The organism is Bacillus sp. L_1B0_5, assembly GCF_000836715.1.
Classification (GTDB): Bacteria; Bacillota; Bacilli; order Bacillales; family Bacillaceae_G; genus Bacillus_A; species Bacillus_A thuringiensis_S.
The window spans coordinates 17,591-41,040 of the sequence record NZ_JXIS01000084.1 but is presented as its reverse complement, the minus strand read 5'-3'; the positions used below and the strand labels follow the sequence as shown (position 1 = coordinate 41,040).

The window sequence follows — 23,450 nt, the reverse complement described above, 5'->3', positions numbered from 1 at the left end:
AGTCTTCTTGGCTAAAATGATAAAATAAACCACAAATTTTTTCAATTTCATGGTTTATGCAATGTAAAGATAATGCTAAATGAATACCGTAACATTACCTTCCTAAAAATAAATTATGGAATATTTCCAAAAAAAAGTTACCTTTTTGGAATTTATCCTTAAAAGGTAACCTACTAAATAAAAATATTACAGGGGTTTACATTCAAATGATAGGCTATCAAATGTAAAAAGAAAAACTGATGCAAGAAACAACACGTCATTTTATTATTTGTTATAGACCAAAATTGACACTATATTTTATAGTAGATATACAATTCCTCTTAGCTTAAAGTGGACCTTCTATCTTTCCTTTTGGCTCTATTATCATCTCATAACTACTATGATATTCCCATTATTCTTTACTCATTTTAATGTTAATTTACTGTTAAAGCATTACCTCATATTGTTTTTTTTCATACAACTCTCTTAATACTTGTTCGATTCCTGGAGTTTCAACCTCTATTTTTAAAATCCTAAACTGTTTGGATAATTCATTGATAAGTTGTGGAACCTCTTCATGTGTACTAACTTCAAAATATAGTGTATTTTCTTCGCGTCTTATTGGGATGATACTAGAAGTCTTATTCATATCTTCTGGTGATACTTCAATTATCAATAAATCTTTTCTAGTTGTTTTTCTTTTCAAACTCTCTTTCGATCCATCAAACATGATTTTCCCTTGATCTATTAGTACGATTCTGTTACATAACTTTTCTATATCATCCATGTTATGAGATGTAATAAGGATTGTAGTTCCCTCTTCTTTATTTAAAAATTTAAGAAATTCTTGTATTTTAAGCTTAGCTAAAACGTCTAAACCTATTGTAGGCTCGTCTAAAAAAAGAATAGGAGGTGAATGTAGAAGGGTTGCAACCATTTCGCCTCTCATCCTTTGTCCCAAAGATAACTGACGTACAGGTCTATTTAAGAAATCCTCCATATCCAAAATTTCAATAAAATTAGATAATCTTTTCTTATATAACTGAGAATCAATTTTATAAATCGCCTTCAATAATTCAAAAGAATCCTTTAATGGTAAGTCCCACCATAACTGTGTTCTTTGTCCATAAAGTACTCCTATATTCTTCGCGTGTTCTTTTCTGTTCTTACTAGGTTCTTTACCTAAAACAGTAAGTTCACCCGATGTTGGAGTAAGTACACCAGAAAGCATTTTTATAGTTGTTGATTTTCCTGCTCCATTAGGCCCTAGATATCCTACTATTTCCCCTTCTTCTATATACATATTTATATTATCTACCACTTTTTTCTTTGTACCTTTTCGACCAATAATTTGATTTAGCATAAAAAAGGAATCGTTATTTTTAGAATATACAGTAAACTCTCTAGATAAGTTTTTTGCTTGAATAATCAAAATATACACCTCCAAAATATAAATAATTAAGAACCCGCTCCTGAATAAAATTTAATACAAAAATTCCAGAACATATAACTTAAAATAGCTAATATAGCAGTTACACCGATGCAAACTAATATAATATAGTCATTAAACAAATATGAACCCTTTCCTAGCAAACCAGCACTAGGATAATAACCTATAAATCCGATTGGTAATATAAAAGTTAAAAATACTTGTATCCATTTCGGAAAGATAATAATAGGATAATTATCAACATTAGTATAAATCGTATCCAACATTTGGAACAAACCACCACTTTGTAAGGTAATAAATGATGTGGATCCTAGAATAAGATGGATAGATACAGATACTATTGATCCACATATAATTAATAGTACTGTATACAAAATTGTTACTATTGTCCATCCTTCAATATGAAACCCTGCGTATATTAAAGCACCAATGGCATAGATTACCGTCCCCAAACTATTTATATTAAATTGTTTACTTGCAAATTGCAGTAATGAGTTCATCGGACGAATAAGTATCCTATCAAATTCTGCATTACGTACAAAATGATCAATTTCCATAATATGAATAAAGAAAAGGAGCCCTAAAGAATAAGAAAGCATATTAAAAGATGAAACGAATAGGATCTCATAAAAGTTCCATCCTGCTACACTAGGGAAGTTTCTTGTAAGTACCCAAATAAACAACGTGGAAAAAATTCCGAAACACGTAACACAAAAAATCCCTAAAAAAAAGTTAAACGGATACGCCATTCTTGAACGAATATTTGCTCCTTGCATTTTAAAATATAATTTTAAATATTCCATATCTGTGCTCCCCTTCCTTATCCTCCTGCTACTACCAGAAGTTTCTGGAAATATTTAACAACAACACGAATCATAAGTACTAAAACAGCAACCCAAACTCCCTGAAAAGCCAGTAATTCCAGAGTATTTTGAATATTTATCCTATCTGTTATAATTGATAGAGGAATATCATACATCCCCCTAAAAGGTAAAATTTCTGCTATTTTTTGCAAAAATTCCGGAAAAAACCAAAGAGGGATTAACTGTCCCGACAAAAATGAGGTTGCTAGGCTGACAACTATTTCAAATCCCCAAACCTCTACAAAAATAAAAGATAATAATGCAATAAAAAGCTGGATACAAAAATTTATAATAATACCAAATGTAATACTAATGATAAAAAATAACCACATAAGCCACGAACCGCTTACTTGAATAGGAAAAATAAACAAGGTTATTACTGCAATTGGTAAAACAACCGTAAGTATATTAGCGAGGATCATTCCTAAAGAACGAAATAGCATTGCAAATTCAAAGCTCCAAGGACGTTGAAATTCATGTGCAATCTGACCATTTTGAATTTTTTCACTTACTTCCCAAACTATTGTGGGTGTATATAAAGATTGTAATATAATTGCAATAGTCATATAGGTTAGCATGTTACTTAAAGAAACGTTTACTCCGTTAGCAGGAGGATTTTCATATAACACTGTCCAAACTTGCCTTACTGCAAACACTGCGATGATTGTTGCAATCACCTTAGTTAGTACATTAAATTTATATACCGTGGCATTCTTTAGGGTGGTTATCATTAATTTACCGTACATTCTTTCGCCTCCATTTCGTTATTTGAACATTTCAATCGTAACATGGGAACAAGACACCTTTTGTCATATATACAAAAAATATTTTAAGAAAAGAAGGTTAAAAATATGGCTAAAATAGAACGACTCTTTAATATATTATTAAAGATTAACACAAAGAAACAGTTTACTATAAAAGAACTCTCAGATGAATTTAATGTCTCAACTCGTACAATTTCTAGGGATCTAAATGAATTATGCAGCTTCGGTATCCCCCTTTATTCAGAAAGAGGGCCGCATGGCGGGTTTCGTTTAATTAACCAAAATAATCTATTACCCTCTATTGCATTCTCTCATAATGAAGCAATCTCTATATTTTTTGCATGTCAATCCTTACAGTATCATAATTCTTTACCCTTTGAAAATGACGTAAAATCAGCATTGGATAAATTTTATCATTACCTTCCAATGGAGTTAAAAAAACAAATAGATTCAATGAGTAAACGAATTATTTTTTTAACTCCTAAAAGAAAAGAAAGAAACTTATTTTTAAAAGAAACAATGAATGCTGCAATAAACCAAGAAGTAATAAAAATTGAGTACGAATCGAAAAAAGGGACATCAAAAAGAATTATTCAGCCAATAGGAGTGTATAGTTGTAATGGTTATTGGTATTTACCAGCATATTGCTTTATGCGAAAACAAAATAGACTATTTAGAGTAGATAGAATCGTATCTTTTGAAATAAAACACGAATACCATCAAAAAAAAGACTTTACTAACTTATCATTAGATCGATGGTTTAACACCATTGACTCTAAACCATCCGAATTAGTGAATTTACGGGTTTCATTGACTAGAGAAGGTGTATTAAAATGTGACTTTAATCCTTGGGTTAGAGAAAATATTAAAATGTCTAAAGATGGATCTGGTACCATTAATACACATTTAAATAAAGAAGAAATCCCTTACATGAGTGAATTCTTCTTTGGACTCGGTGCTAATGCGAAAGTTCAAGAACCTGTCGAGATGGTTGATTTAATAAAAAGACATGCTATTAATCTTTTAAATATGTACAATTAATAAAATCAGAATATTAAATCGTTCACCTCCCTTTCTCTCCTATTAAGTTAATTGAGAGAAAAGGAGGTATAAATACTTTAATATGCTATAATAACCAATTATTATATTACTCAAAGCAACAATACTTTAAGTATCCTTTAATACAGACTTAACTTTGTCCCAATGTTTTGATTACGTGCCTTTTCATATAATTCATATGCACATGAAATATCTTCTATTGCCATTCCCATTGGATTTAAAATAATTATTTCATCTTCACTTTCTCTTCCTACTTTTTTTCCTGAAACGACCTCTCCTAATTCAGCATATAACATATCTCTTGAAAACTTACCTTCTTCAACTAATTGATTAATTATTTTCTTTTCCCGATTGGCTTGGTCCCAATCATCTACAACTACTTTATCAGCCTTTAAAAAAGTATCTTTCTCTAAATCCATAATCGAAATATTACTAACAAATACACCTTTTTTTAACCATTCCGCTTGAATATAAGGCTTATCTGTAACTGTACATGTTACTAAAACTTCTGCTTCTTCAACAACATTTTTCAAGTTTGTGCACACTTCAAAATGTACATTAGTGTAATTTTGTTTGAATACATCTGCAAGCTCATTTGCTTTATCTACAGATAAATCATATAAGTATACGTTTTTTATATTATTGAAATTTTCCAGCATTGATTGCAAATGTTTTTTAGCAATCAACCCACATCCTATAATTGATAATTCCCCAAAATTTTTCTTAGCTAAATGTTGTGAAGCTACTACAGTAACTGCTGCTGTCCTCATTGAACTAATTACACTACCTTCTAGAATAGCAACCGGGAAGTTTGTTTCAGGATTATTTAAAATAATTAGTGCACTAGCACGTTCCATGTTTCTTTTTATTGGGTTGTTATATTTACTTCCAATCCATTTAATCCCTGAAACTGCCGGTTCCCCCAAATATGCAGGCATTGCAATAATCCTATCTGCAATATGCTCATCTTTTTGATACGTTTTTAAATACGGTTTTAATGGCTGACTAAAATTTTTTTCTGAATGCAAAACTAAAGCCTTTCTAATTGCATCTACATAAATTTTAGAACTATTATTACCCAATTTCAAAATATCATCTCTATTCAAATAAAGCATTTGCGGTTCTATACAATTATTTAGCATATTAATCCTCTCCCTTGGCTATTTAGAACATGTATATTTATATAATTAATACTTATATATTACCTAAAAAATAAAATTTGTTTTTTACTAATCGTAAGTCCAATTGAGCAAGGTAATAAAATTATTGACTTTCCAAATAACATTTACGTAAAATCCCCATAAAAGGTGTTAAATAGAAATTTTATCTAATTCACTACGTAACAAGTTAATTTGTTCATAAATTTTCTCTTCAATTTTAATAACTTCTTCTAACTTTTGTTTAAAAGATCTTATTAAATCCTCGGGACCTTTTTTCTTTAAATTAGCTTGTATAATAAGGAAAGACATATGTCTTGTAATTGCAAGGGATTCCTCCATACAATTAACCAAAATACTAATATCAAATGGAAACAAATTTTTATACTTAGTTAAGTAGAATATCATTCCTTCCCTACTATAAATAAAGGAAGTGTTAAACCTTCTTAATAAGTAATTCCAATTATCTTGTATACTTTCTGCACGCTCTATTGCTGAAAAAATCACAGTATCTAATTCTTCAGATAATTTTTCAAGTGCTTTTTTTCCAACATAATTTAAAACACCATCAAATTTAAAAGTTCCCTCTAAATATTGATCAAACCTCATCAATAGTTCATTCCTTATAAGGTTAATTATATCTTTAGATTTTTCCTTTAAGTAATCATAATTTACTTCCAATTGAATGACTTCTCCAATTTGTACAATAGTATCGGGTTGGATAGCTTTTAAAATAAGATTTATAGGGATTAAACCCCTATATCCAAAATATTGATCTTTAACTCTTACACTTTCATCCTCTATACTTACAACATTTAAATAATGATAATCATGAATATTAGGGAAAGATCGATATTCACTTGCAAGGGCTTTAATATTAACACATAATAAAAATGGATCTTTATTTTGCTTTAAAAACTCATATAATTCTTCTTCACTCAATCTATACCTTTTAATGTTTATATATTGGTCCAACCACCCAAGCGAGTTTGAAGATTCAGCTTCAAGTTCAAATGTTATATCTAATTTAGAATTACTATAAATATACCCAAATGATAAATGCTTTAAAATCATATGCTCTAATCCATGCTGCTCTAACAAAAGAGACATGCTATTCCAATAACAATTTACTCCCCTTCTATAATGCTCATAGGAATTATTCACCATTTAATACTAACTCCTTATACCTTTGATTTTTTTGACCAAGTATCACATTGACTGGAGAACATATGCGTTTACCAAAACTCCGGGATGCCACAGAAGCATGAATGTCTCTAACCACAAACATTCTTTGTAGCCAACGATCCTCTCCATCGTATTTAGGTACAAATTCTGTTCTAGCATGTATTGCTTTTTTATTGTCAACTATTAATAATTCACCTTTCTGAAGAATTACGCCTATAGATGCATTTAAAAGTTCTTTCTTTAAGCAATCTAATGCCCAAGCAGCTAATTCATTTTGAGGCTTCATCAAATAAAAATCCATACAAATCTCCGGATCTAATAATGTTCCACTTAGTACTGGTATTGTTTGAAGCAAATCGTCTTGATTGTCATTTCCAAATGAAGACGGAGGTTTAATTGCATATAGTGGTTCTCTTAATATTTCTATTGCATCATTGGGTAAATGCTTTAAAACTCTTCTGATAGAAGAAGTAATGGTTTTAGCTTTATTATCTCTGTCCGATTTAACACAATACAAAGCTAAAAAATCTGGTTTATATGGATGAAAGCCATCCTCTGTGTGAAACTCTAATAAATCAGATCCTGTATTTTCTTGTTTCTTTTCCTCTCCCTTTACTGGACAGATATTTTGAATTAATAATCCACCTTTTTCATCTTCATATGCTAGGGGTTCCCCTAAGCAAAGCATAAATAACAATAATATATACTCACTTACATTTGTCACCTTTCCCTTAGCAAACTCACCTTTCTCAGGCGTAATTGGCAAGCTAGCATCAGTAGGTAAATTAGAAAATTTAATTGTTCCATATAAATTTGATGACCGCTTAAATGAAACCAGCTCTTTTAAAATCCTAACTGGCAATTTACTTTTCACCACTTCTAATTCATTTAAGAATGCATCATCTATTTCATCAAACCTATTTAAACGTGGAAGCTCATCAATTATTTTTTTTAACTGATTTTTCTCATTTTCTTCTAATTTAAACTCCCAACATTCATTGTAATCTTTCATTAATCTTCCTCCCTTTCTAATCCTATTCTCATTTCACGTGCTCTTTGCTGAAAGAAACTATTAATAGAGTAAGGACTAAATTCATTAATAAAATTATCGAATTTAGAGAAACTCATACTATTCTTAGAATCCTTAGCAACACAAAAAATATTATTTTCAGATATTTTCCACTTAATTTGTCCATTAATGTATTTATTAAAGCATTTAATACTTTCTTCCATGCATGACTTTAACGGACTAAACCACCCGCCTTGTACGACCAGATTTGTCCATTCTCTATCAAGCAATGATTTAACTCTTAATTCTTCATCTGTTAAAATCATTTCTTCTAACAATAAATGTGACTGGTGAATCAACATCGCTGCAGGTGCTTCTCTTATTTCAGGATTCTTAACCCCAAAACTACTATCTTCCAGACCCGCATATCTTCCAATCCCGTAACCGGAGAGACTACTATTTAAAGTATTAATAATCTCCTTTAAACTTAGAACTTGATTATTAATTTTATATGGTAGACCATTTTTAAAAGTTAACTCCAAGTAATAATCCTCCATATTGTTTTTATTGCTTGTCCATTTAAATACATCATTTGCTATTTCTATTTCAGTGCATTCTAATGTATCGTTCTCAATTACTCTGCACCACAAATTTTCATCGACAGAGTACTTCGAATACTCACTTACGTATATTCCTAACTCCTTTTCAATAATTCTCTTCTTTTCTTCTCGTGTTACATACTCCCCAATCGCTGGACAAAAAATATTTGCCTGAGGATATTTTGCCATAATAGAAAGGTTAAAACGCATAGCTGAGTTTTGATAAGGTGTTGAGTTATGGACAATCAATGAACTATTAGCCTTTTTAGCATATTCACATACTATTTTTGAGAACAATGGTCGAGTATAGCTTGAAGAAATAGGAAAATGATTATTATATAGAGCGTTTGACATTATCCCTAGTTTAATATATTCTTCGCACAATTTATCTTTTGCATCTATAATTACAAGTTTAATATTCAATAATTCAGACAAATTAAATAAATTCTTGGGAATCTCTTGGCCAACATCAATTAAAATTGCATGTGTTTCAATATCATTCATTTTCAATTGATATGCAGTATATAAACTATCTAATCCCCCTGAAAACAATAATGTAGCAGTATTCCTTTTAAATCTCGTTAAATCTTTCCATTCTCCATAAATATTACCCATATATACCTCCGAACGTTTATAAAAATATTTATGATGTATCCAAATTAATACCAATAAAATTTATTTACCCATCAATAAATTTTACAATTTTATTAATGGATGAAAAATTATCTATTACAATATCTTCCCCTTTAAATTTAACTTTCTTTAGATTCTCAATATAATCAATTAATTTCATAATCCCCAGCGAATTAAGCACTCCTGTAGTTATTAAATCTAGATCTCCAGGGATAGAATCTATAGACCCATCCATAAATATTTCATCTTTAATAAACTCTTCTATACATTTTGCTAACATAATTATCCCCCTAAACATTCCTGCAATAGTTTTCTATCAATCTTACCAGTGCTAGTTTTAGGCAAGTGATCCTCCATAAAAATAAACTTGGATGGTATAGCATGAGGCTCTAAATATATAGAACAATATACTCTCATTTCTAAAGAGTTAATGGCCGTATTACTACTAACAATTGAAATAAGACTTCCTTCGTACATACATACAAAGACCTCATTAATTGCTTTATGGTTAGATACTATATCCCGTACCTCTGAAAGATACACTCTTTTCCCTTGAATCTTTACCATGTCATCTTTTCTACCCATATAATAAAACAGATCATTTTCAAACTTCACTAAATCACCAGTTGGGAAATATTTCAACTTTAAATTATCATCTAAAAATTTAAAGGTCGTATCTATTGATTTGTTAACATAACACTTTAACATTGTAGATGAATTTACATATAATTCACCTACCTCACCATCTTTACAAGGAAATAAATCTTGATTTAATACTCTCACTTCTACATGCTTTAATGGTTTACCAATTGGCAGGCTTTCCATGCCTTCCACATCTTTTGGAAGAGAGAATGCTAACGCTTCATTTACCTCTGTACTCCCATAAAAATTCACAATATCCGCATGTTTAAATAAATCTCTAACCCCTTGTATATCACCAGATGGTAATGCCTCTCCAGCTAATCCTAAGAAGCGAACAGATTTATAATCCTGATTTTTTTCATTTAGAAGTAATTTCAATGACGAGGGAACCAAATGTAAAATACTTACCTGTTCCTCCTTAATTAGTTGGTTTAAATATCGTGGATTATTTCTTTGATCATTAGATGTAAGTACACACATTCCACCTGAAAAAAATGGGATAAACAGTGAAAATAAAGACATGTCAAAATATAATGGCGCATGGCATAAAAATTTATCATTAGGTTTAACTTCTAAGAAATCACCTCCCCATTTAATAAATTCCAATAAACTTTTTCTTTGTAAAACAACACCTTTTTTAACACCTGTTGAGCCTGAAGTAAAGAAAATAAAAGACTCATTATTATCTTCTATATCTAGACTTATATAGTCTGTAGAAAAGCATTGTATATCTTTCAAGTCACAAACTGAACTTGAATCTTGAAGGGACTCTAATGAAAAAACAGATTGCTCTTGAAATGTGCTTGGTTGATAAAATTCATACATTTTTTCATCTACTATAAAACTTTTGATTTTTGAATCTTTTTTTATGTCGTTAACTATCATTTGATCTTGTCCTGGATTTAATGGCACACATACTGCCCCAATCTTTAGTGCCGCTAAATACGTTATTATATTATGAATAGGATTATTTGTTAAAACACCTATTCTATCTCCCAAAAAGATATCATGAGAATTCAAAGCATTGGCTAGCTGATTTGATAACAAATCAATATCTTTATACCTGTATCTCTTTTTCTGAAATTGATAGGCTGTTCTATTTCCATACTGAAAGATTGCATCTTCTAAAAAAAACTGTAGATTGTTTCCCACTTTACCCCGTCCTTTGTTTTTTATTATAGTTTTACATTTATATCGCCTCTTTTAAATCAATTTGGTGTTACAGTAACATTAATTAATAATTAACAGTACCTAACTCTTGAAAATCCCTTGGTAGTTAACGCACAAATAACATTGAATTTAATTTAAAGCTCATGTAAAAAATCGTAATTTCGATCTATTATAAAAGAAAAAAGGAGCTGTTATCCAATGTCTAATAAAACTGTGGTAAGTTCAAATTCCCCTTTTGAAAATTATTTAGGTTCATCTCGAGCTGTTAAAGTAGGAAATATTATTGCAATTGCTGGTACTGCCCCCATAGATCCTGACAATAAAGAAGTAGCTACTAATGTTTATGATCAAACAAAAAGTTGTATTGAAATTATTAAAAATGCTGTCGAGAAAATTGGCCTTTCCCTTGATAATATTGTACGTACAAAAATTTATCTAACAGATATGAAAAATGTAGATGAAGCTGCAAAAGCACATAAAGAATACTTTGATCAAATCAAACCCGCATGCACAGTCTTTGAAGTTAACAGATTTATTAAAGAAGAATGGCTCGTAGAAATTGAAGCAGATTGTATAGTTCCTGAATAATAAATTCTCTATAAAAAATTCCAGTATCTTATATAGCTAAAATTAACAACCCAATTTTGTACTTTTACTTATAAAATATAAAGTACAAAATTGGGTTGTTCTCCTACAGACTTATTAAAACTTTTATTAATACTTTACTATCTACATTTTTAATCTATTATTCCTTATATAAGGAATAATAAATTAGAATTCTTAAAATATTAAAACTGTTTCAATATTTTAAAAACCGAGAACTTTCTTTTATAACTTTAATATTTAACATCTAATTTTTAATTACAAGAAAAAATCTTGAATTAGTTACACTAAAAAATAAAATAAAATAAAATTAGAAGGATTACTCATAATAAAGTCGAATTTAATTAATTGATAGAATAATCTGTAAAAAAACAAGAGCATTTACACTTTATTGCTTTCCAACAAGGCATCACTATGGAAATTGAAATATATTCAAATTTCGTGTTCCTGCTCTAACAAATAATTTAACATATTGCTTAATATATGATAATAAAATATTACACATAGTGTTTTTAGTATTTTAATTTTTATATTAAGAAGGATTTAATGCTTTTCAACACTATTCATATTACAAAACTCTGTTATTTTCTTAAACATCACCAAATAGTAAAAAGAAGAAATGCGTTTTTTACTAAATCAAAATTATTAACATCATAAAAGAACGTTAATTAAATACAGTTTATGAAAATTGTATATTTAATTTTCATTAAAGACCTACCAAGAACTCATTACCTTCACCAATTAAAGTGTATCCAATACTTTTTCGGTGAATTAACAAATTGAAGTTTTTCTGGTTAGTATACAGTTTCTTACGAAGCTTATATATATATTGTCTAACTGTTTCATTTGTAGTATATTCATCCCAAATTGCAAGTAAAATTTCTTCTGTGGTAACAAAACGATCTCTAGTATCGATGAAGAACATAAGCATCTCAAATTCTTTTCCAGCTAAAGGTAATATTTTCCCGTTATTATTTAAATATCTCATATCAATATTTAAGGATATATTAGGATAAATATTAATTATATTTTTAGAGTTTGTATCATGTCTGTTTAACTGAATCATATAATTATAAAAACAGTCAAAGTATTCGCTCACCTGTTGATCCATATAAATATCAAAGAACATGGTAGAATTTTTTTTCAAAAATTCTACCTCTGTTTGCTGTTTATTAATACTATGTTCAAAAAGGACCATCGTAGGGATGTTTTTTAAGCCCTTTTTAAAATTACGAAACTGCTTTACTTCTTCAAAGTCTAGATCTTTGAGATGCCATACTATCCCATTAAAATAACTCTGCTGGTCTTTTAATATATAATTTAAAGAAGTTATATCGCCTACATGAACTATTTCCCAATTTTCATGATATGCAATCTTTCTAGCTGATTTAAGTACAAATAGTTCAGTACTAATAACTGCAACTTTCATATCCTCACCCCTACGAATTTTATATTATGTTAAATCGCGTAACAATATCACTTGTGCTATTGAGTATTCCAGAGAATGTGAAAGCGATACAAAAGCTTTCAATTTTTTCTCGATTACCACTCTATTAACTTGGTTACAATATGTGAGATATGGTTCTCCAGAATCTTTATTTAATACCACAACATCCTTTAAACAAAATCCAGACCCTATTCCGGTACCTAGTGCTTTTAAAAAGGCTTCTTTTGCTGAAAATCTTGCGGCAAAATGCTGAGATGGTTTGTGTTTATTGCTACAGTATGCAATTTCCTCTGAAGTGAAAATTTTATTTAAAAATTTCAAACCATATTTATCAATAGAAGCTTCTAATTCATTAATGCTTTGAATATCTATTCCTGTACCGTATAAATTAGTTACAAATGGAGCTACAGTATTTTGATTCATCTTTAATCTCGACTCCTAAATCTTCTATTCTTGTTATAAATTCAACACCTATCTTAATTCTAGAATGTATTCTGTGATTGCATTGATACTTTCTAAATTTGCAGGGTCTAGCTCTTCCATATCAAATTCTATTTCACATTCTTCTTCTAGTGCTAATAACAACTCAATTACACCCGTTGAATCTAACCCTAAATCTTCAAAAATATTTGCATCCTCTTTAATCTCATGTTTCTGTAACTCTAGTTGCTTCGCTACAATTCCTGTCACTAAATCCTTCAAGTTTTTAATTGTATTCATAGTTATTACCTCCTAATACCTTTTTAGTTTATCCCTAATAATTCCTGTGCAACTTCTCGTTTATGAATATTAGTTGATCCCTCCATAAACTCAATCATCCGTCCATCTCGCATCCATTTTTCTAATAATGGATGCTCAGTAATAACAATTGGGCCTAACAATTGAGTTACTCTTCTAGATACCTCATAAACTAGACTATTAGCCATCCACTTCGCCATTGAAGAAGTCTTTGGGTTAAAAATATTCTGATCAACTTCATTTGCTGCACGGTAAATTAGCCTTCTGGTTCTTTCAACTTTCCATTGTAGCTCATCTAGAATAAGCTCTTGCCTTACATTTACTTTCACATTATCCCTCACATAATCTAATATTGCCCTACATGTTCCTACTGCAATTGAAGATGTGGAAGGACGCATTCTAAAAAACACTTTCATTGCACTTCTTAATCCTCTTTGGAGAGGCGGTTTAGTTAAACCAATAATTTGTGATCGATTTACTTCTAACCCACGATAGATGGTATGACCTAGTCTAGCAACTCTCATACCTAACGTTCGTCCATATTCTCTCTCAACAGTATTATGGCCTTTGAATTGATCTTCATGGATTAAAAAGCTTTGAATAGCAAATTGATTATTTTTAGATCCCATTTTTGTAAATGTAAGTGCCCATTGAGCTCTCTCTGCGTTTGCTATATATTTCTTTTCTCCATTCATTACATATGTTTCATCATCTTTTTTAACAGAAACCGTTTCTAGAGCCGCAATGTCTGATCCAGCATTTGGCTCAGTTAAATTAAATGCTGTCCAAATTGGTTCTGCAGTCATAAAAGATGAGAAGAATTTATCTTGTTGTTCCTTCGTACCTAGCTCTTGTAATATTGGACCTAATAATTGTGGCCCTGGCATTGATAACATCATAGCAGGGTCTCCATATGCTAGTTCTTCTGTACATACCGCTAGCTCAATAGATGAACTTCCATAATGAGTTCCATCTTGAGTCTTAATTCCACCGTACCCATACTCTTTTGGGACACCTAAGCACCATAGTGGCTGAAAAATTGAAGATTGCTGAAGATATTTCTTAGGTAAGTCCCTATTCTTATCGGCTTCTAAAGCGTAACCCCTTAACTCTAATGCGTACTCTTTTAATCCATTTCTAAGTGAATCCAACAATACCTTAAACCCCCTTAAGTATAGATAAATGGTGAATATTTAGGAAACTATCAATAATCGAATTATTCTCCAAACCATAAGCACCAAATAATGGTAGAACCCTATCCACCAACTCACTATTATTTTCCAACATAAAGTTAATTTGTTTAAAATACTTCTGATACTCTAGTCCATTTGAATCAATCTGATCTGACAATTCTCTTAAGAAAAGTACATTACCCTCAAACTCGCTACTAACTGTAACAAATGTATCATAGACCATTTGATGTTTAGCAATGGAAACTCCAAATGTCTTTCTTTCCTTTACATATTCTTTACATAATTGTAAGACATTTTTAATTGATTTCAAAACATAGGATGCTAATATCAATTTATAATGCAATCCGTATAGCCATAAATTTTTTTGTTCTTGTGTTGAAGCTTGTGCTATTTTTGTATAATTTTCTACTTTTCTTAATGTTAGACTGTAAGAACACTTATTAAAAATTGGTATACTTTCATGATAAAGCACCTTATACCAAACGTTATTATCTAAATAAAAGATGACATCCTCTGCTAAGCCGTCTAGAAACAAAAACGTATCATCTACCTTTATACCTAAACTAACATTAGAAATATCTAATTTTTTTGACAACTCTTGTTCTACAGCAAGTAGTTCATCATAAAGGCTTTTATCGTGTTCGTTATCAATAATTTGATTAATTTTGTCAGAAAACCTCTTGATACTTAACGTAAAACTCATGTATTCATCGCCTCCTCAAATGTTCGTATATCTGGAGAATCATATTCTGTATTCTCTCGAATGACCATATACTTATCCCTCTGTACCAAGACTTCTACTGGGAGATAGTGACTTAAAAATAAAACTGGACTAGCCGTTAATCCATATGCACCAGCATTTAAGATACCAATCAGGTCACCTGTCTTTGTTTGAGGAAGTTTAATTTTTTTTGCAATTAGGTCGTTAGGTGTACATAAAGGGCCTGAGATGTAATATTCTACTTCTGGCTCTTCATCAAATTTATTTAAAACTTTTATTGGAAAATTCTTTTTTAATGCATTTCCCATACCTCCTGCAGCCATATGATGATGTGTTCCACCATCTACGGTTAAAAATTCGGAATTTTTAGATATCTTTTTATATAACACTTCTGTTACATATACTCCGCTCTCACCGACCACATATCTACCTGATTCTAAAAATATGGAAATTTTGGCTCCAACGGCTTCATAAAATGTTGAAATTAACTCTGATAACTTCTTAGATACATCTTCCAAATCAAGTGTATTTTCATTTGGAAAATATGGAATACCCATACCTCCGCCAATATCAATGAACTCTAAATCTACACGATACTCTTCAATAACTTTCTTTGCTAGCTTTAAAACATGAGAAGTATTTTCTATAAAAACATCACTAGAGAGAATTCGGGTACCATTATATACATGTATCCCTACTATTTTTATATTTCTTAAAGATGTTTCCAGGGCGAAAATTTCTGACAATTGTTCCTCATCAATACCAAACTGTCTAGGCTTTCCACCCATAGTTAATTTAGATCCTTTTGCCGACACACTCGGATTTAGTCGTACCCCTACCTTAATTTCTCTACCTTTTTCTTCTCCAATTTCATTAATTTTCTGCATTTCTTGTAGCGACTCAACAATAAAATATTTCACCCCGTATTCTAGTACCCTTCTAATTTCTATTTCAGTTTTTCCAGGACCTAAATATAGAACGCGTTCTGGTGAAGCATTTATTTTCTCCACAATTTCCAATTCCTTCAACGAACAAATTTCCAAGTTGGCTCCAAGACTATAAATGAAATTTACAATCGATGGATTGGGGTTTGCTTTTAATGAATAAAATAATTGAACATCTTTATGTAGATTATTGAGTCTCTCTACCTGATTTTTAATAATATCTGCATCATATATATATGCAGGTGTACCAACTTTTTCAACTAAATCGTCACATTCTATATTTCCTATTTTCAATACTCTTTTATTTTTATTCAACTAAATCAATACCTCCTTAATACCCAATAAATAATTAGCGTTCCCTTGAAATATCCTCTTCCAAGTTTCCGACTCAATTACAACCTTATTATCATCTAGATATTTTTTAATGTCCTTAAAACGATTTAGGCTATCCGTCATAGAACACATAGGATAATCCGTACCCCAAATCAGTTTATTAACGACCCCATGTTCTTTAGCCGACCTAAGTATGTTAGCAATAGTGTTAATAGGCTGATAAGAGGAAACTATTGATAAATCAGTGTAAACATTTTCATAACGTTTTAACAAAGCAAATGTATCATCGATCCATGGCCATCCCATATGAGCAATTACAATTTTTAATTTAGGGTACTTACTAAGTACTTGATCTAGTAAAGCAGGATGACAGTAACGTAGATTAGCTTGTTTTATGGGTGTATATCCCATATGTACCAAAATTGGAACCTCACGCTCTAGGGCGTCTTCGTAAATTGGATTCCACCCCTGATCATTAGGGGAAATATTCAAATAACCATATGCTAATTTATACCCTTGGAGATTATAGTTTACCAATTCTTTTTTTAACTCTGCTTTACATAAGGTATTATCCATACCATCAAAAGAAGCAAACCCTATAAAACGTCTCGGATGTTCTTTGCATATGCTGGATACATATTCATTGGTAACGTGAACACCTAAAGTACGTTGTGCATTGAACCCTAACAATACCGCTTTTTGAACATTATTTTTATTCATTTCCTGAATTAGTCTTCCTATATCAACTTCCATATTTTCAGTTTTTTTATTACACGGAGTCATCATCTGATTTGCAAAATCTTCTGTATACTCATCATGTAATCTACCTATATGAACATGAAAATCAATCAAGCAATCACCTCCCTTCATTAAATACAATTAAATTAGTTATACGTTAAATCTAAGACGCTCTTTAAAAATATACCGGTTATTGAACTATTTACTTGGCATATATCTTCTGGTGTTCCTACAGCAACTACCTCACCACCGTTTTCACCACCATTTGGCCCTAAATCAATTATATAATCAGCAGTTTTAATAACGTCTAAGTTATGTTCTATTACCAATACAGACGATCCCTTATCTACCAAACGTTGCAGAACCTTTAATATCCTATTTATATCCTCCAAATGCAATCCTGTAGTGGGTTCATCTAATATATACAATGTCTTATTTGTAGCGGACCTCGCTAACTCAGTAGCTAATTTAATACGTTGTGCTTCCCCGCCAGATAATGTAGTTGCGGGTTGTCCAATTTTCATGTAACCTAATCCCACATTACTTAGGCTTTGTAAATATTTCATTATTTTAGGATGATCTTTGAAGAATTCTATAGCATCAGAAACCGTCATATTTAGCACATCAGAAATATTCTTGTTTTTGAATTGTACACTCAATGTTTCTTGTGTATATCTATTTCCTTCGCAATCATCACAAACAACATAAACATCCGGCAAGTAGTGCATTTCAATTTTAACAACCCCATCACCTTTACATGTATCACATCTACCACCTGGTACATTAAAGCTAAATGCCTTTTTTAGTAAACCTCTTACCTTTGCATCTGTTGTTTTGGCAAATAAATCTCGAATCTCATCAAACATTCCAGTATAAGTTGCTGGATTAGATCTTGGTGATTTCCCGATGGGAGACTGATCAATATTAATTACTCTATCAATATGATTCAAGCCTTTTATATCATCAAACAGTCCTGGCAATAATTTATATGCTCTATTAATTTCCCTCGCTAAATGTTTATATAGGATCTCATTAATTAAGGTACTTTTCCCTGAACCAGAGACACCCGTAATACAGGTCAATACTCCCAATGGAATATCAACATTAACATTTTTTAAATTATTTTCCCTAGCACCAACGATTGACAAATAATTCCCATTCGGTTTTCTTCTTACTTTAGGTATTTCTATCTTCTTAACACCAGATAAATATTGACTTGTTAAAGAGGAATTGCCTTTTATAAACCCTTTTGGCGTGTCAGCAGCAACAATTTCCCCGCCTTCTTTCCCAGCACCTTTTCCTAACTCTACAATATAATCTGCCGCTAACATGGTATCTATATCATGTTCTACGACTATAACCATGTTTCCAAGTTCTTTTAAACGTTTTAATGTATCTATTAATCGTAAGTTGTCCCTTTGATGTAGCCCGATGCTAGGTTCATCTAACACATAAATAACTCCAGATAAAGCAGACCCTATTTGAGTAGCTAATCTAATCCTTTGCGCTTCGCCTCCAGATAATGTCTTAGCCTCCCTATCTAAGGTTAAATATTCTAATCCCACATCGAGTAAGAATTGCAGTCTACTCGAAATTTCCTCCAAAACCTTACTCGAAATTTCTAATTGTTTATTGTCTAACAGATTTTCAATTTCTTTAAAGTATTCATACAACTCTTCTATCGACATCTCAGATAATTGTGAGATATTTTTATTACCAATAAATACAGACAAACTCGATATCTTTAAACGTTTCCCTTGACATACCTGACATTTTATACTCGACATTACTTCCTCAAGCTTTTCCTTAACAGTTGTTGAATTACTGGCACTATACCTTCTATTAATGTTAGGAATTACACCTTCAAACGGAGAAGTATGAGTGCGTTGCTTCCGGTCAGATTGATAATCAAATAGAATCTCTTCATTACCACTTCCATACAAAAGAATATTTCTATGCTCTAGAGGTAAATCTTTAAATGGCGTATCTTTCAAAATCCCATAATGTTGACAAACACTATCAATTATATTGTGATACCACTTAGCTGTACTTGTAGCCCAATTATCAAATACTCCATCATTAATGGATTTATTCCAATCCGTTATTAGTAAACGCGGGTTAACTTGTAAGGTAGCCCCTAAGCCGTGACACTCATTACATGCACCATATGGACTATTAAAGGAAAAGTTTCTAGGTGATAAATTATCAATAGAGTAGCCACATGTCGGACACGCCTGTAAACTATTAAAGAAATAACTTTCTTTTTTTTCATTTCCTTTAAAAGCTTCCACTAACACCTGACCCTTGGCCTCTCTTGCTGCTTTTTTTATAGAATCTGTAATCCTTCTTTTGTTTTCTTTTAAAAAGGTTACTTTATCTATTAAAGCTTCAATAGTGTGTTTCTTATTTTTTTCTAAAGTAATTGTTGCACTTGGCTTAATAAGTTCTTCATCAATTCGTACCCTTATAAACCTTTTTTGAGATATATCATTAATTAAACTTTTAAACTCACCTTTTTCTCCTTTAATGAGCGGTGCATAAATAAATAATTCAACCCCATCCTCTAAATCTTTTAATTTATCGATCATTTGATCAATTGATTGTGGTTGAATAGGAATATGATGTTCAGGACAATGTGGTATTCCTATTGTGGAATATAGTATTCTAATATAATCATAAATTTCAGTGACGGTACCTACTGTTGACCTCGGATTTTTATGAATCACTTTTTGTTCTATAGATACCGATGGAGTAAGGCCTTCAATGGAATCAACATCAGGCTTCTCTATCTGACCTAAAAACTGCCTTGCGTAAGATGATAATGAATCCACATACCTCCGATGCCCTTCAGCAAAAATCGTATCAAAAGCTAAAGATGATTTACCCGATCCACTTACACCCGAAAATACAGTAAAACTATCAAAATCTAAGTCTAAACTAACATTTTTAAGATTATTTGCTCTTGCACCTCTTACTTTTATTTTTCTTTTTTTCATAGTGTTACCGCCTTATTTAATTGTTAGATATTTTCTTTAAATCCTAATAAACTTCGTAAAGTCCCTGTATTTTTCTTTATGATTGTTTTGGGTTTAATACCATTTTCTTTATTATAAGTATTCTGTATCTCTCTTCTTCTCTCTGTTTCTTCCATTGCTTCTTTAATATTCTCTGTTCTATTATCAGCAAACAAAATGACACGACCATTTATATTTCTCGATGCTCTCCCAATTATTTGTAATAAGGCACTTTTCGATCTTAAAAATCCTCTCTTATCAGATCCTATTACACTAACCAAAGATACTTCTGGTAAATCTAATCCTTCTCTTAAAAGATTAATTCCTACAAGCACATCAAATTCTCCCATTCTAAAAGAACGTATAATCTCTGACCTTTCAATATTTTCTATTTCAGAATGTAGATAGGCGGATTTAACCTTTAAAGCATTTAACTCCTGTGTTATTTCTTCGGCCTGTCTTTTTGTTAGAGCAATGACTAATACTCTTTCGTTTTTATTAATAGTTTTTTTAATTTCTTGAAGTAGATACTGAAAATAATTTTCGCTACTCTTCAACTCTATTTTTGGATCGACCAAACCAGTTGGACGAATAATTTGTTCGGCAAATATCCGACTAGTTTCTAACTCATAGTTCCCTGGAGTGGCAGACATAAATATCAAACTTTTAGTATGCTCCATGAACTCATTAAAGGTAGGTGGCCTATTATCTAAAGTAGATGGTAATCGATACCCATAATCTATTAGACTTTTTTTTCGAGATTGATCCCCTGCATACATAGCTCGCAGTTGTGGTAATAACACGTGAGATTCATCAATAACTGTTAAATAATTCGAATCGAAATAGTCTGTCAAATTAAAGCATCGTGAGCCCTGCTCTCTGTTCTGCATATACCTAGAATAATTTTCAATCCCTACACAATATCCTGTATTTTTTAACATCTCTATATCATAAAGTGTTCTTTTCTCTAATCTTTCCGCTTCTATAACATGACCTAAATTTCTTAAATGGCTAATTTGTTCTCGTAAATCCTTTTCAATAAGTGGGACCGCATTCTCGATTTGTTTTGATGTAGCTACAAAGCTACTTGCAGCAAAAATATGCACTTCTTCCAAAGTTTCTAAAATTTCCTCAGTAATAGGATGAATAGCTAAAATTTCTTCTAATTCATCTCCAAAAAAGGTCAATCTAATTGCTTCTGTTTTCCCCATCGGGTATATATCTATGACACCGCCGCTTAACCTAAAATTTCCTGGTTTTAACTCAATATCATTTCTTGTATATTGATTATCAATAAGCATTTTAATAACTTGTTCATACTTATAGGAAAAATAGCCTTCCGGTTCAATGGAAAGGACAAAAGAGCTGGTACTAAAATCTTCTGGTGAACTCATAGGATATAGACATGAAATACTTGCGACTACAATGACGTCTGTACGTTTTAATAGACTATTCATAACAGAATGCCTCATCCGTTCGATTTCCTCATTAATTTTAGAATCTTTTTCAATAAACAAATCTTTATGAGGTATATACGCTTCTGGCTGATAATAATCATAGTAACTAACAAAATATTCTACGGCATTATTAGGAAATAATTCTTTCAGCTCACTCCATAACTGAGCTACTAATGTCTTATTATGCGCAATGATTAAAGTCTGCCGGTTAAGTTTTTGAATTATATTTGCTATAGTAAAAGTTTTTCCAGTACCAGTCGCTCCTTTTAGCAATAACCTATCTTCACCAGATTCAATTCCATTAATTAATTTTTTTATTGCTTGCGGTTGATCCCCCATCGGTTTATACGAAGATTGCAACTCAAAGTCAATTACTGTCCTCATTGTGAATCCCCTTTTATGTTTATCTTTCAACACCGAAATCTCTTAAAAAACCTTTTAATTTCTCATTCATTTCCTTACAATGCTGCGTTGAATGGCCTAAAATAATTGTATATAACCTCCCTTTTTTATTTATTCCTAGATTCAACGTGGAAAAACCATTAATAATGACACCGTATCCTTTTTCTTTAGTGTACAAGATATCCTTTAGTTCCTTCTTAATTTTATTAAAAGGTACTAATTTTTTCAGTGTAATTTCTAAAGGGATAGCAGTAAAAACCATCTCTGGTTCGACAAATTTTTCAACAATTTCATTTTGATAAGTTGCCATATTGAATCTAGCATTTATTTCGACACATGGATACAATAACCCTTTTGTATCGATCATTGCGTCTACTCCTACAACCCCATAATATCCACTTTCAGCTAATTGTTTCCCAATAATCTTGTATGCTCTTTCTAATTCAAATTCTTGTACAGGAGTTAAATTAACCGGTAATTTATGACCAAGGTGCACCCCTTTGTAAACTAGAGCCTCACGAACCGAGGTAAATTTTACATTTCCTCTTCTATCTATTAAAAATTGATAATTAAGATCTCTTTCTTTTTCAATCCAACTTTCTAGTAACATTTCTATATTAGTATGACCTTTTTTCCTTGAAGATCTTCTCAACAAGTTCATAATGTTAATGAACTTGTTCTCAGAATCTATTAAGACCATCCCTTTTCCAGAAACCCCCATAGAATCCTTTAATACTAGGGGTTTGTCACCTGTTTTTTTTCTGATTTTTTTATAATTTTCTTCTAACTCATCAATACTTCGATTTGTATTTCCTGTCACTTGTCTAAGTTCAAATTTTTCACTAAGATCCCAACTATATAGCTTACTATTAACTTCTTGGCATACATTTACCTTCGGGGTACTAAGCGGTATTGAAGTTTTAATAGATATCTCTTCTTCAAGTCGTGATGTTCCGTAAGGTAATAAACTATATTCATTTTCTACATTTATTTTTTGTAACAAATTTGTACTTTCCTTATTACATAAAATTGTTTCAGAAATATTAATATCTGAATTATCTACATGGAAACTTAAAATTTCGGGAATAAACCCTCGAATGTCTTCAATATATTGTGCATAATCTTCATCTATATTATCCTTTAAACAAACAATATCATTTTGACCTGCCAAAAAAAGCCCCATCTCACCAATTTTATTTACTAGTGGTTGTGATTTTGAAATGTTACTTCCAGGTAAAGAGATAATGTCCTCTTTACCCCAGTGTTGTTCTACCTCAACATTTCCTAACCAGATAAAATTTTCGTCTTGTCTACTGATACATTTTTTTAATTCATCATAAAAAGCCATAT

General features: G+C 31.1%; 21 protein-coding genes. 2 read left to right on the top strand and 19 right to left on the bottom strand.

Going from position 1 to position 23,450, the window contains the following annotated elements; translation table 11 throughout:
- Positions 1-424: 424 nt before the first annotated feature.
- From RT27_RS23960 to RT27_RS23950, 3 genes are read right to left on the bottom strand one after another with little or no spacing between them, the layout of a single operon-like run.
- Positions 425-1,411, bottom strand: coding sequence for an ATP-binding cassette domain-containing protein (locus tag RT27_RS23960; RefSeq protein ID WP_000586578.1), 987 nt, complete (start codon positions 1,409-1,411; stop codon positions 425-427).
- A gap of 26 nt (positions 1,412-1,437) precedes the next feature.
- Complete coding sequence (locus tag RT27_RS23955; RefSeq protein WP_043937800.1) at positions 1,438-2,232, bottom strand: ABC-2 family transporter protein; 795 nt, start codon at positions 2,230-2,232, stop codon at positions 1,438-1,440.
- Between the two features lie 17 nt (positions 2,233-2,249).
- The gene (locus tag RT27_RS23950) at positions 2,250-3,038 is read right to left on the bottom strand and encodes an ABC-2 family transporter protein (RefSeq protein WP_000274279.1); all 789 of its coding nucleotides are present in this window, start codon (positions 3,036-3,038) and stop codon (positions 2,250-2,252) included.
- Positions 3,039-3,143: 105 nt separating this feature from the next.
- On the opposite strand from RT27_RS23950, the gene RT27_RS23945 reads away from it, so the two are divergent.
- Complete coding sequence (locus RT27_RS23945) at positions 3,144-4,097, top strand: YafY family protein (protein ID WP_001062510.1); 954 nt, start codon at positions 3,144-3,146, stop codon at positions 4,095-4,097.
- 137 nt (positions 4,098-4,234) lie between these two features.
- Here the strand turns inward: RT27_RS23945 and sbnB are convergent, their stop codons facing one another.
- From sbnB to RT27_RS23915, 6 genes are all read right to left on the bottom strand, one after another.
- The gene (gene sbnB / locus RT27_RS23940; protein ID WP_043937799.1) at positions 4,235-5,257 is read right to left on the bottom strand and encodes a 2,3-diaminopropionate biosynthesis protein SbnB; all 1,023 of its coding nucleotides are present in this window, start codon (positions 5,255-5,257) and stop codon (positions 4,235-4,237) included.
- Between the two features lie 168 nt (positions 5,258-5,425).
- The gene (locus RT27_RS23935) at positions 5,426-6,439 is read right to left on the bottom strand and encodes a hypothetical protein (protein ID WP_043937798.1); all 1,014 of its coding nucleotides are present in this window, start codon (positions 6,437-6,439) and stop codon (positions 5,426-5,428) included.
- Positions 6,429-7,469 carry a TauD/TfdA family dioxygenase gene (locus RT27_RS23930; RefSeq protein ID WP_000656414.1) on the bottom strand — a complete coding sequence of 347 codons (1,041 nt, stop codon included), beginning with the start codon at positions 7,467-7,469 and terminating at the stop codon, positions 6,429-6,431. The genes RT27_RS23935 and RT27_RS23930 overlap by 11 nt, the downstream gene beginning before the upstream one ends.
- Positions 7,469-8,680, bottom strand: coding sequence for an argininosuccinate synthase domain-containing protein (locus RT27_RS23925; protein ID WP_052497741.1), 1,212 nt, complete (start codon positions 8,678-8,680; stop codon positions 7,469-7,471). The genes RT27_RS23930 and RT27_RS23925 overlap by 1 nt, the downstream gene beginning before the upstream one ends.
- Before the next feature lie 64 nt (positions 8,681-8,744).
- Complete coding sequence (locus tag RT27_RS23920) at positions 8,745-8,978, bottom strand: hypothetical protein (protein WP_043937796.1); 234 nt, start codon at positions 8,976-8,978, stop codon at positions 8,745-8,747.
- Between the two features lie 2 nt (positions 8,979-8,980).
- A complete protein-coding gene (locus RT27_RS23915; RefSeq protein ID WP_043937795.1) occupies positions 8,981-10,492 on the bottom strand; it encodes an AMP-binding protein in 1,512 nt (503 codons plus the stop codon).
- A 216-nt stretch (positions 10,493-10,708) separates the two neighbouring features.
- On the opposite strand from RT27_RS23915, the gene RT27_RS23910 reads away from it, so the two are divergent.
- The gene (locus tag RT27_RS23910) at positions 10,709-11,098 is read left to right on the top strand and encodes a RidA family protein (RefSeq protein ID WP_000066844.1); all 390 of its coding nucleotides are present in this window, start codon (positions 10,709-10,711) and stop codon (positions 11,096-11,098) included.
- A 721-nt stretch (positions 11,099-11,819) separates the two neighbouring features.
- Here the strand turns inward: RT27_RS23910 and RT27_RS32500 are convergent.
- From RT27_RS32500 to RT27_RS23860, 10 genes are read right to left on the bottom strand one after another with little or no spacing between them, the layout of a single operon-like run.
- Positions 11,820-12,542, bottom strand: a complete 723-nt coding sequence (locus RT27_RS32500; protein ID WP_052497740.1) for a helix-turn-helix domain-containing protein — start codon at positions 12,540-12,542, stop codon at positions 11,820-11,822.
- A 24-nt stretch (positions 12,543-12,566) separates the two neighbouring features.
- A complete protein-coding gene (acpS, locus tag RT27_RS23900; protein ID WP_043937794.1) occupies positions 12,567-12,983 on the bottom strand; it encodes a holo-ACP synthase in 417 nt (138 codons plus the stop codon).
- A gap of 48 nt (positions 12,984-13,031) precedes the next feature.
- Positions 13,032-13,280 (bottom strand): phosphopantetheine-binding protein, encoded by a 249-nt coding sequence (locus tag RT27_RS23895; RefSeq protein WP_001092165.1) that lies wholly within the window; start codon positions 13,278-13,280, stop codon positions 13,032-13,034.
- 23 nt (positions 13,281-13,303) lie between these two features.
- The gene (locus tag RT27_RS23890) at positions 13,304-14,452 is read right to left on the bottom strand and encodes an acyl-CoA dehydrogenase family protein (RefSeq protein WP_043937792.1); all 1,149 of its coding nucleotides are present in this window, start codon (positions 14,450-14,452) and stop codon (positions 13,304-13,306) included.
- A gap of 4 nt (positions 14,453-14,456) precedes the next feature.
- Positions 14,457-15,194: an acyl-CoA dehydrogenase family protein gene (locus RT27_RS23885; RefSeq protein WP_043937790.1), complete on the bottom strand. Its 738-nt coding sequence runs from the start codon at positions 15,192-15,194 to the stop codon at positions 14,457-14,459.
- A complete protein-coding gene (gene lysA / locus RT27_RS23880) occupies positions 15,191-16,471 on the bottom strand; it encodes a diaminopimelate decarboxylase (protein ID WP_052497739.1) in 1,281 nt (426 codons plus the stop codon). Before lysA ends, RT27_RS23885 begins: the two co-directional genes overlap by 4 nt.
- Positions 16,472-17,341 carry an amidohydrolase family protein gene (locus RT27_RS23875; RefSeq protein ID WP_043937788.1) on the bottom strand — a complete coding sequence of 290 codons (870 nt, stop codon included), beginning with the start codon at positions 17,339-17,341 and terminating at the stop codon, positions 16,472-16,474.
- Positions 17,342-17,373: 32 nt separating this feature from the next.
- The gene (gene uvrA / locus RT27_RS23870) at positions 17,374-20,223 is read right to left on the bottom strand and encodes an excinuclease ABC subunit UvrA (protein ID WP_043937787.1); all 2,850 of its coding nucleotides are present in this window, start codon (positions 20,221-20,223) and stop codon (positions 17,374-17,376) included.
- A gap of 23 nt (positions 20,224-20,246) precedes the next feature.
- A complete protein-coding gene (gene uvrB / locus RT27_RS23865; RefSeq protein ID WP_043937785.1) occupies positions 20,247-22,082 on the bottom strand; it encodes an excinuclease ABC subunit UvrB in 1,836 nt (611 codons plus the stop codon).
- Positions 22,083-22,101: 19 nt separating this feature from the next.
- Positions 22,102-23,448, bottom strand: a complete 1,347-nt coding sequence (locus RT27_RS23860; RefSeq protein WP_043937783.1) for an ATP-grasp domain-containing protein — start codon at positions 23,446-23,448, stop codon at positions 22,102-22,104.
- Between the last annotated feature and the right edge of the window lie 2 nt (positions 23,449-23,450).

What these genes read in the sequence shown, in the direction of transcription:
- acpS (WP_043937794.1), bottom strand. Translation starts at nt 12,983, where the DNA reads ATGAATCAAAATACTGTAGCTCCATTTGTAACTAATTTATACGGTACA.
- RT27_RS23920 (WP_043937796.1), bottom strand. Translation starts at nt 8,978, where the DNA reads ATGTTAGCAAAATGTATAGAAGAGTTTATTAAAGATGAAATATTTATG.
- uvrA (WP_043937787.1), bottom strand. Translation starts at nt 20,223, where the DNA reads ATGAAAAAAAGAAAAATAAAAGTAAGAGGTGCAAGAGCAAATAATCTT.
- uvrB (WP_043937785.1), bottom strand. Translation starts at nt 22,082, where the DNA reads ATGAGGACAGTAATTGACTTTGAGTTGCAATCTTCGTATAAACCGATG.
- RT27_RS23860 (WP_043937783.1), bottom strand. Translation starts at nt 23,448, where the DNA reads ATGGCTTTTTATGATGAATTAAAAAAATGTATCAGTAGACAAGACGAA.
- RT27_RS23950 (WP_000274279.1), bottom strand. Translation starts at nt 3,038, where the DNA reads ATGTACGGTAAATTAATGATAACCACCCTAAAGAATGCCACGGTATAT.
- RT27_RS23895 (WP_001092165.1), bottom strand. Translation starts at nt 13,280, where the DNA reads ATGAATACAATTAAAAACTTGAAGGATTTAGTGACAGGAATTGTAGCG.
- RT27_RS23885 (WP_043937790.1), bottom strand. Translation starts at nt 15,194, where the DNA reads ATGAGTTTTACGTTAAGTATCAAGAGGTTTTCTGACAAAATTAATCAA.
- RT27_RS23945 (WP_001062510.1), top strand. Translation starts at nt 3,144, where the DNA reads ATGGCTAAAATAGAACGACTCTTTAATATATTATTAAAGATTAACACA.
- RT27_RS23935 (WP_043937798.1), bottom strand. Translation starts at nt 6,439, where the DNA reads ATGGTGAATAATTCCTATGAGCATTATAGAAGGGGAGTAAATTGTTAT.
- RT27_RS23930 (WP_000656414.1), bottom strand. Translation starts at nt 7,469, where the DNA reads ATGAAAGATTACAATGAATGTTGGGAGTTTAAATTAGAAGAAAATGAG.
- sbnB (WP_043937799.1), bottom strand. Translation starts at nt 5,257, where the DNA reads ATGCTAAATAATTGTATAGAACCGCAAATGCTTTATTTGAATAGAGAT.
- RT27_RS32500 (WP_052497740.1), bottom strand. Translation starts at nt 12,542, where the DNA reads ATGAAAGTTGCAGTTATTAGTACTGAACTATTTGTACTTAAATCAGCT.
- RT27_RS23910 (WP_000066844.1), top strand. Translation starts at nt 10,709, where the DNA reads ATGTCTAATAAAACTGTGGTAAGTTCAAATTCCCCTTTTGAAAATTAT.
- RT27_RS23925 (WP_052497741.1), bottom strand. Translation starts at nt 8,680, where the DNA reads ATGGGTAATATTTATGGAGAATGGAAAGATTTAACGAGATTTAAAAGG.
- RT27_RS23955 (WP_043937800.1), bottom strand. Translation starts at nt 2,232, where the DNA reads ATGGAATATTTAAAATTATATTTTAAAATGCAAGGAGCAAATATTCGT.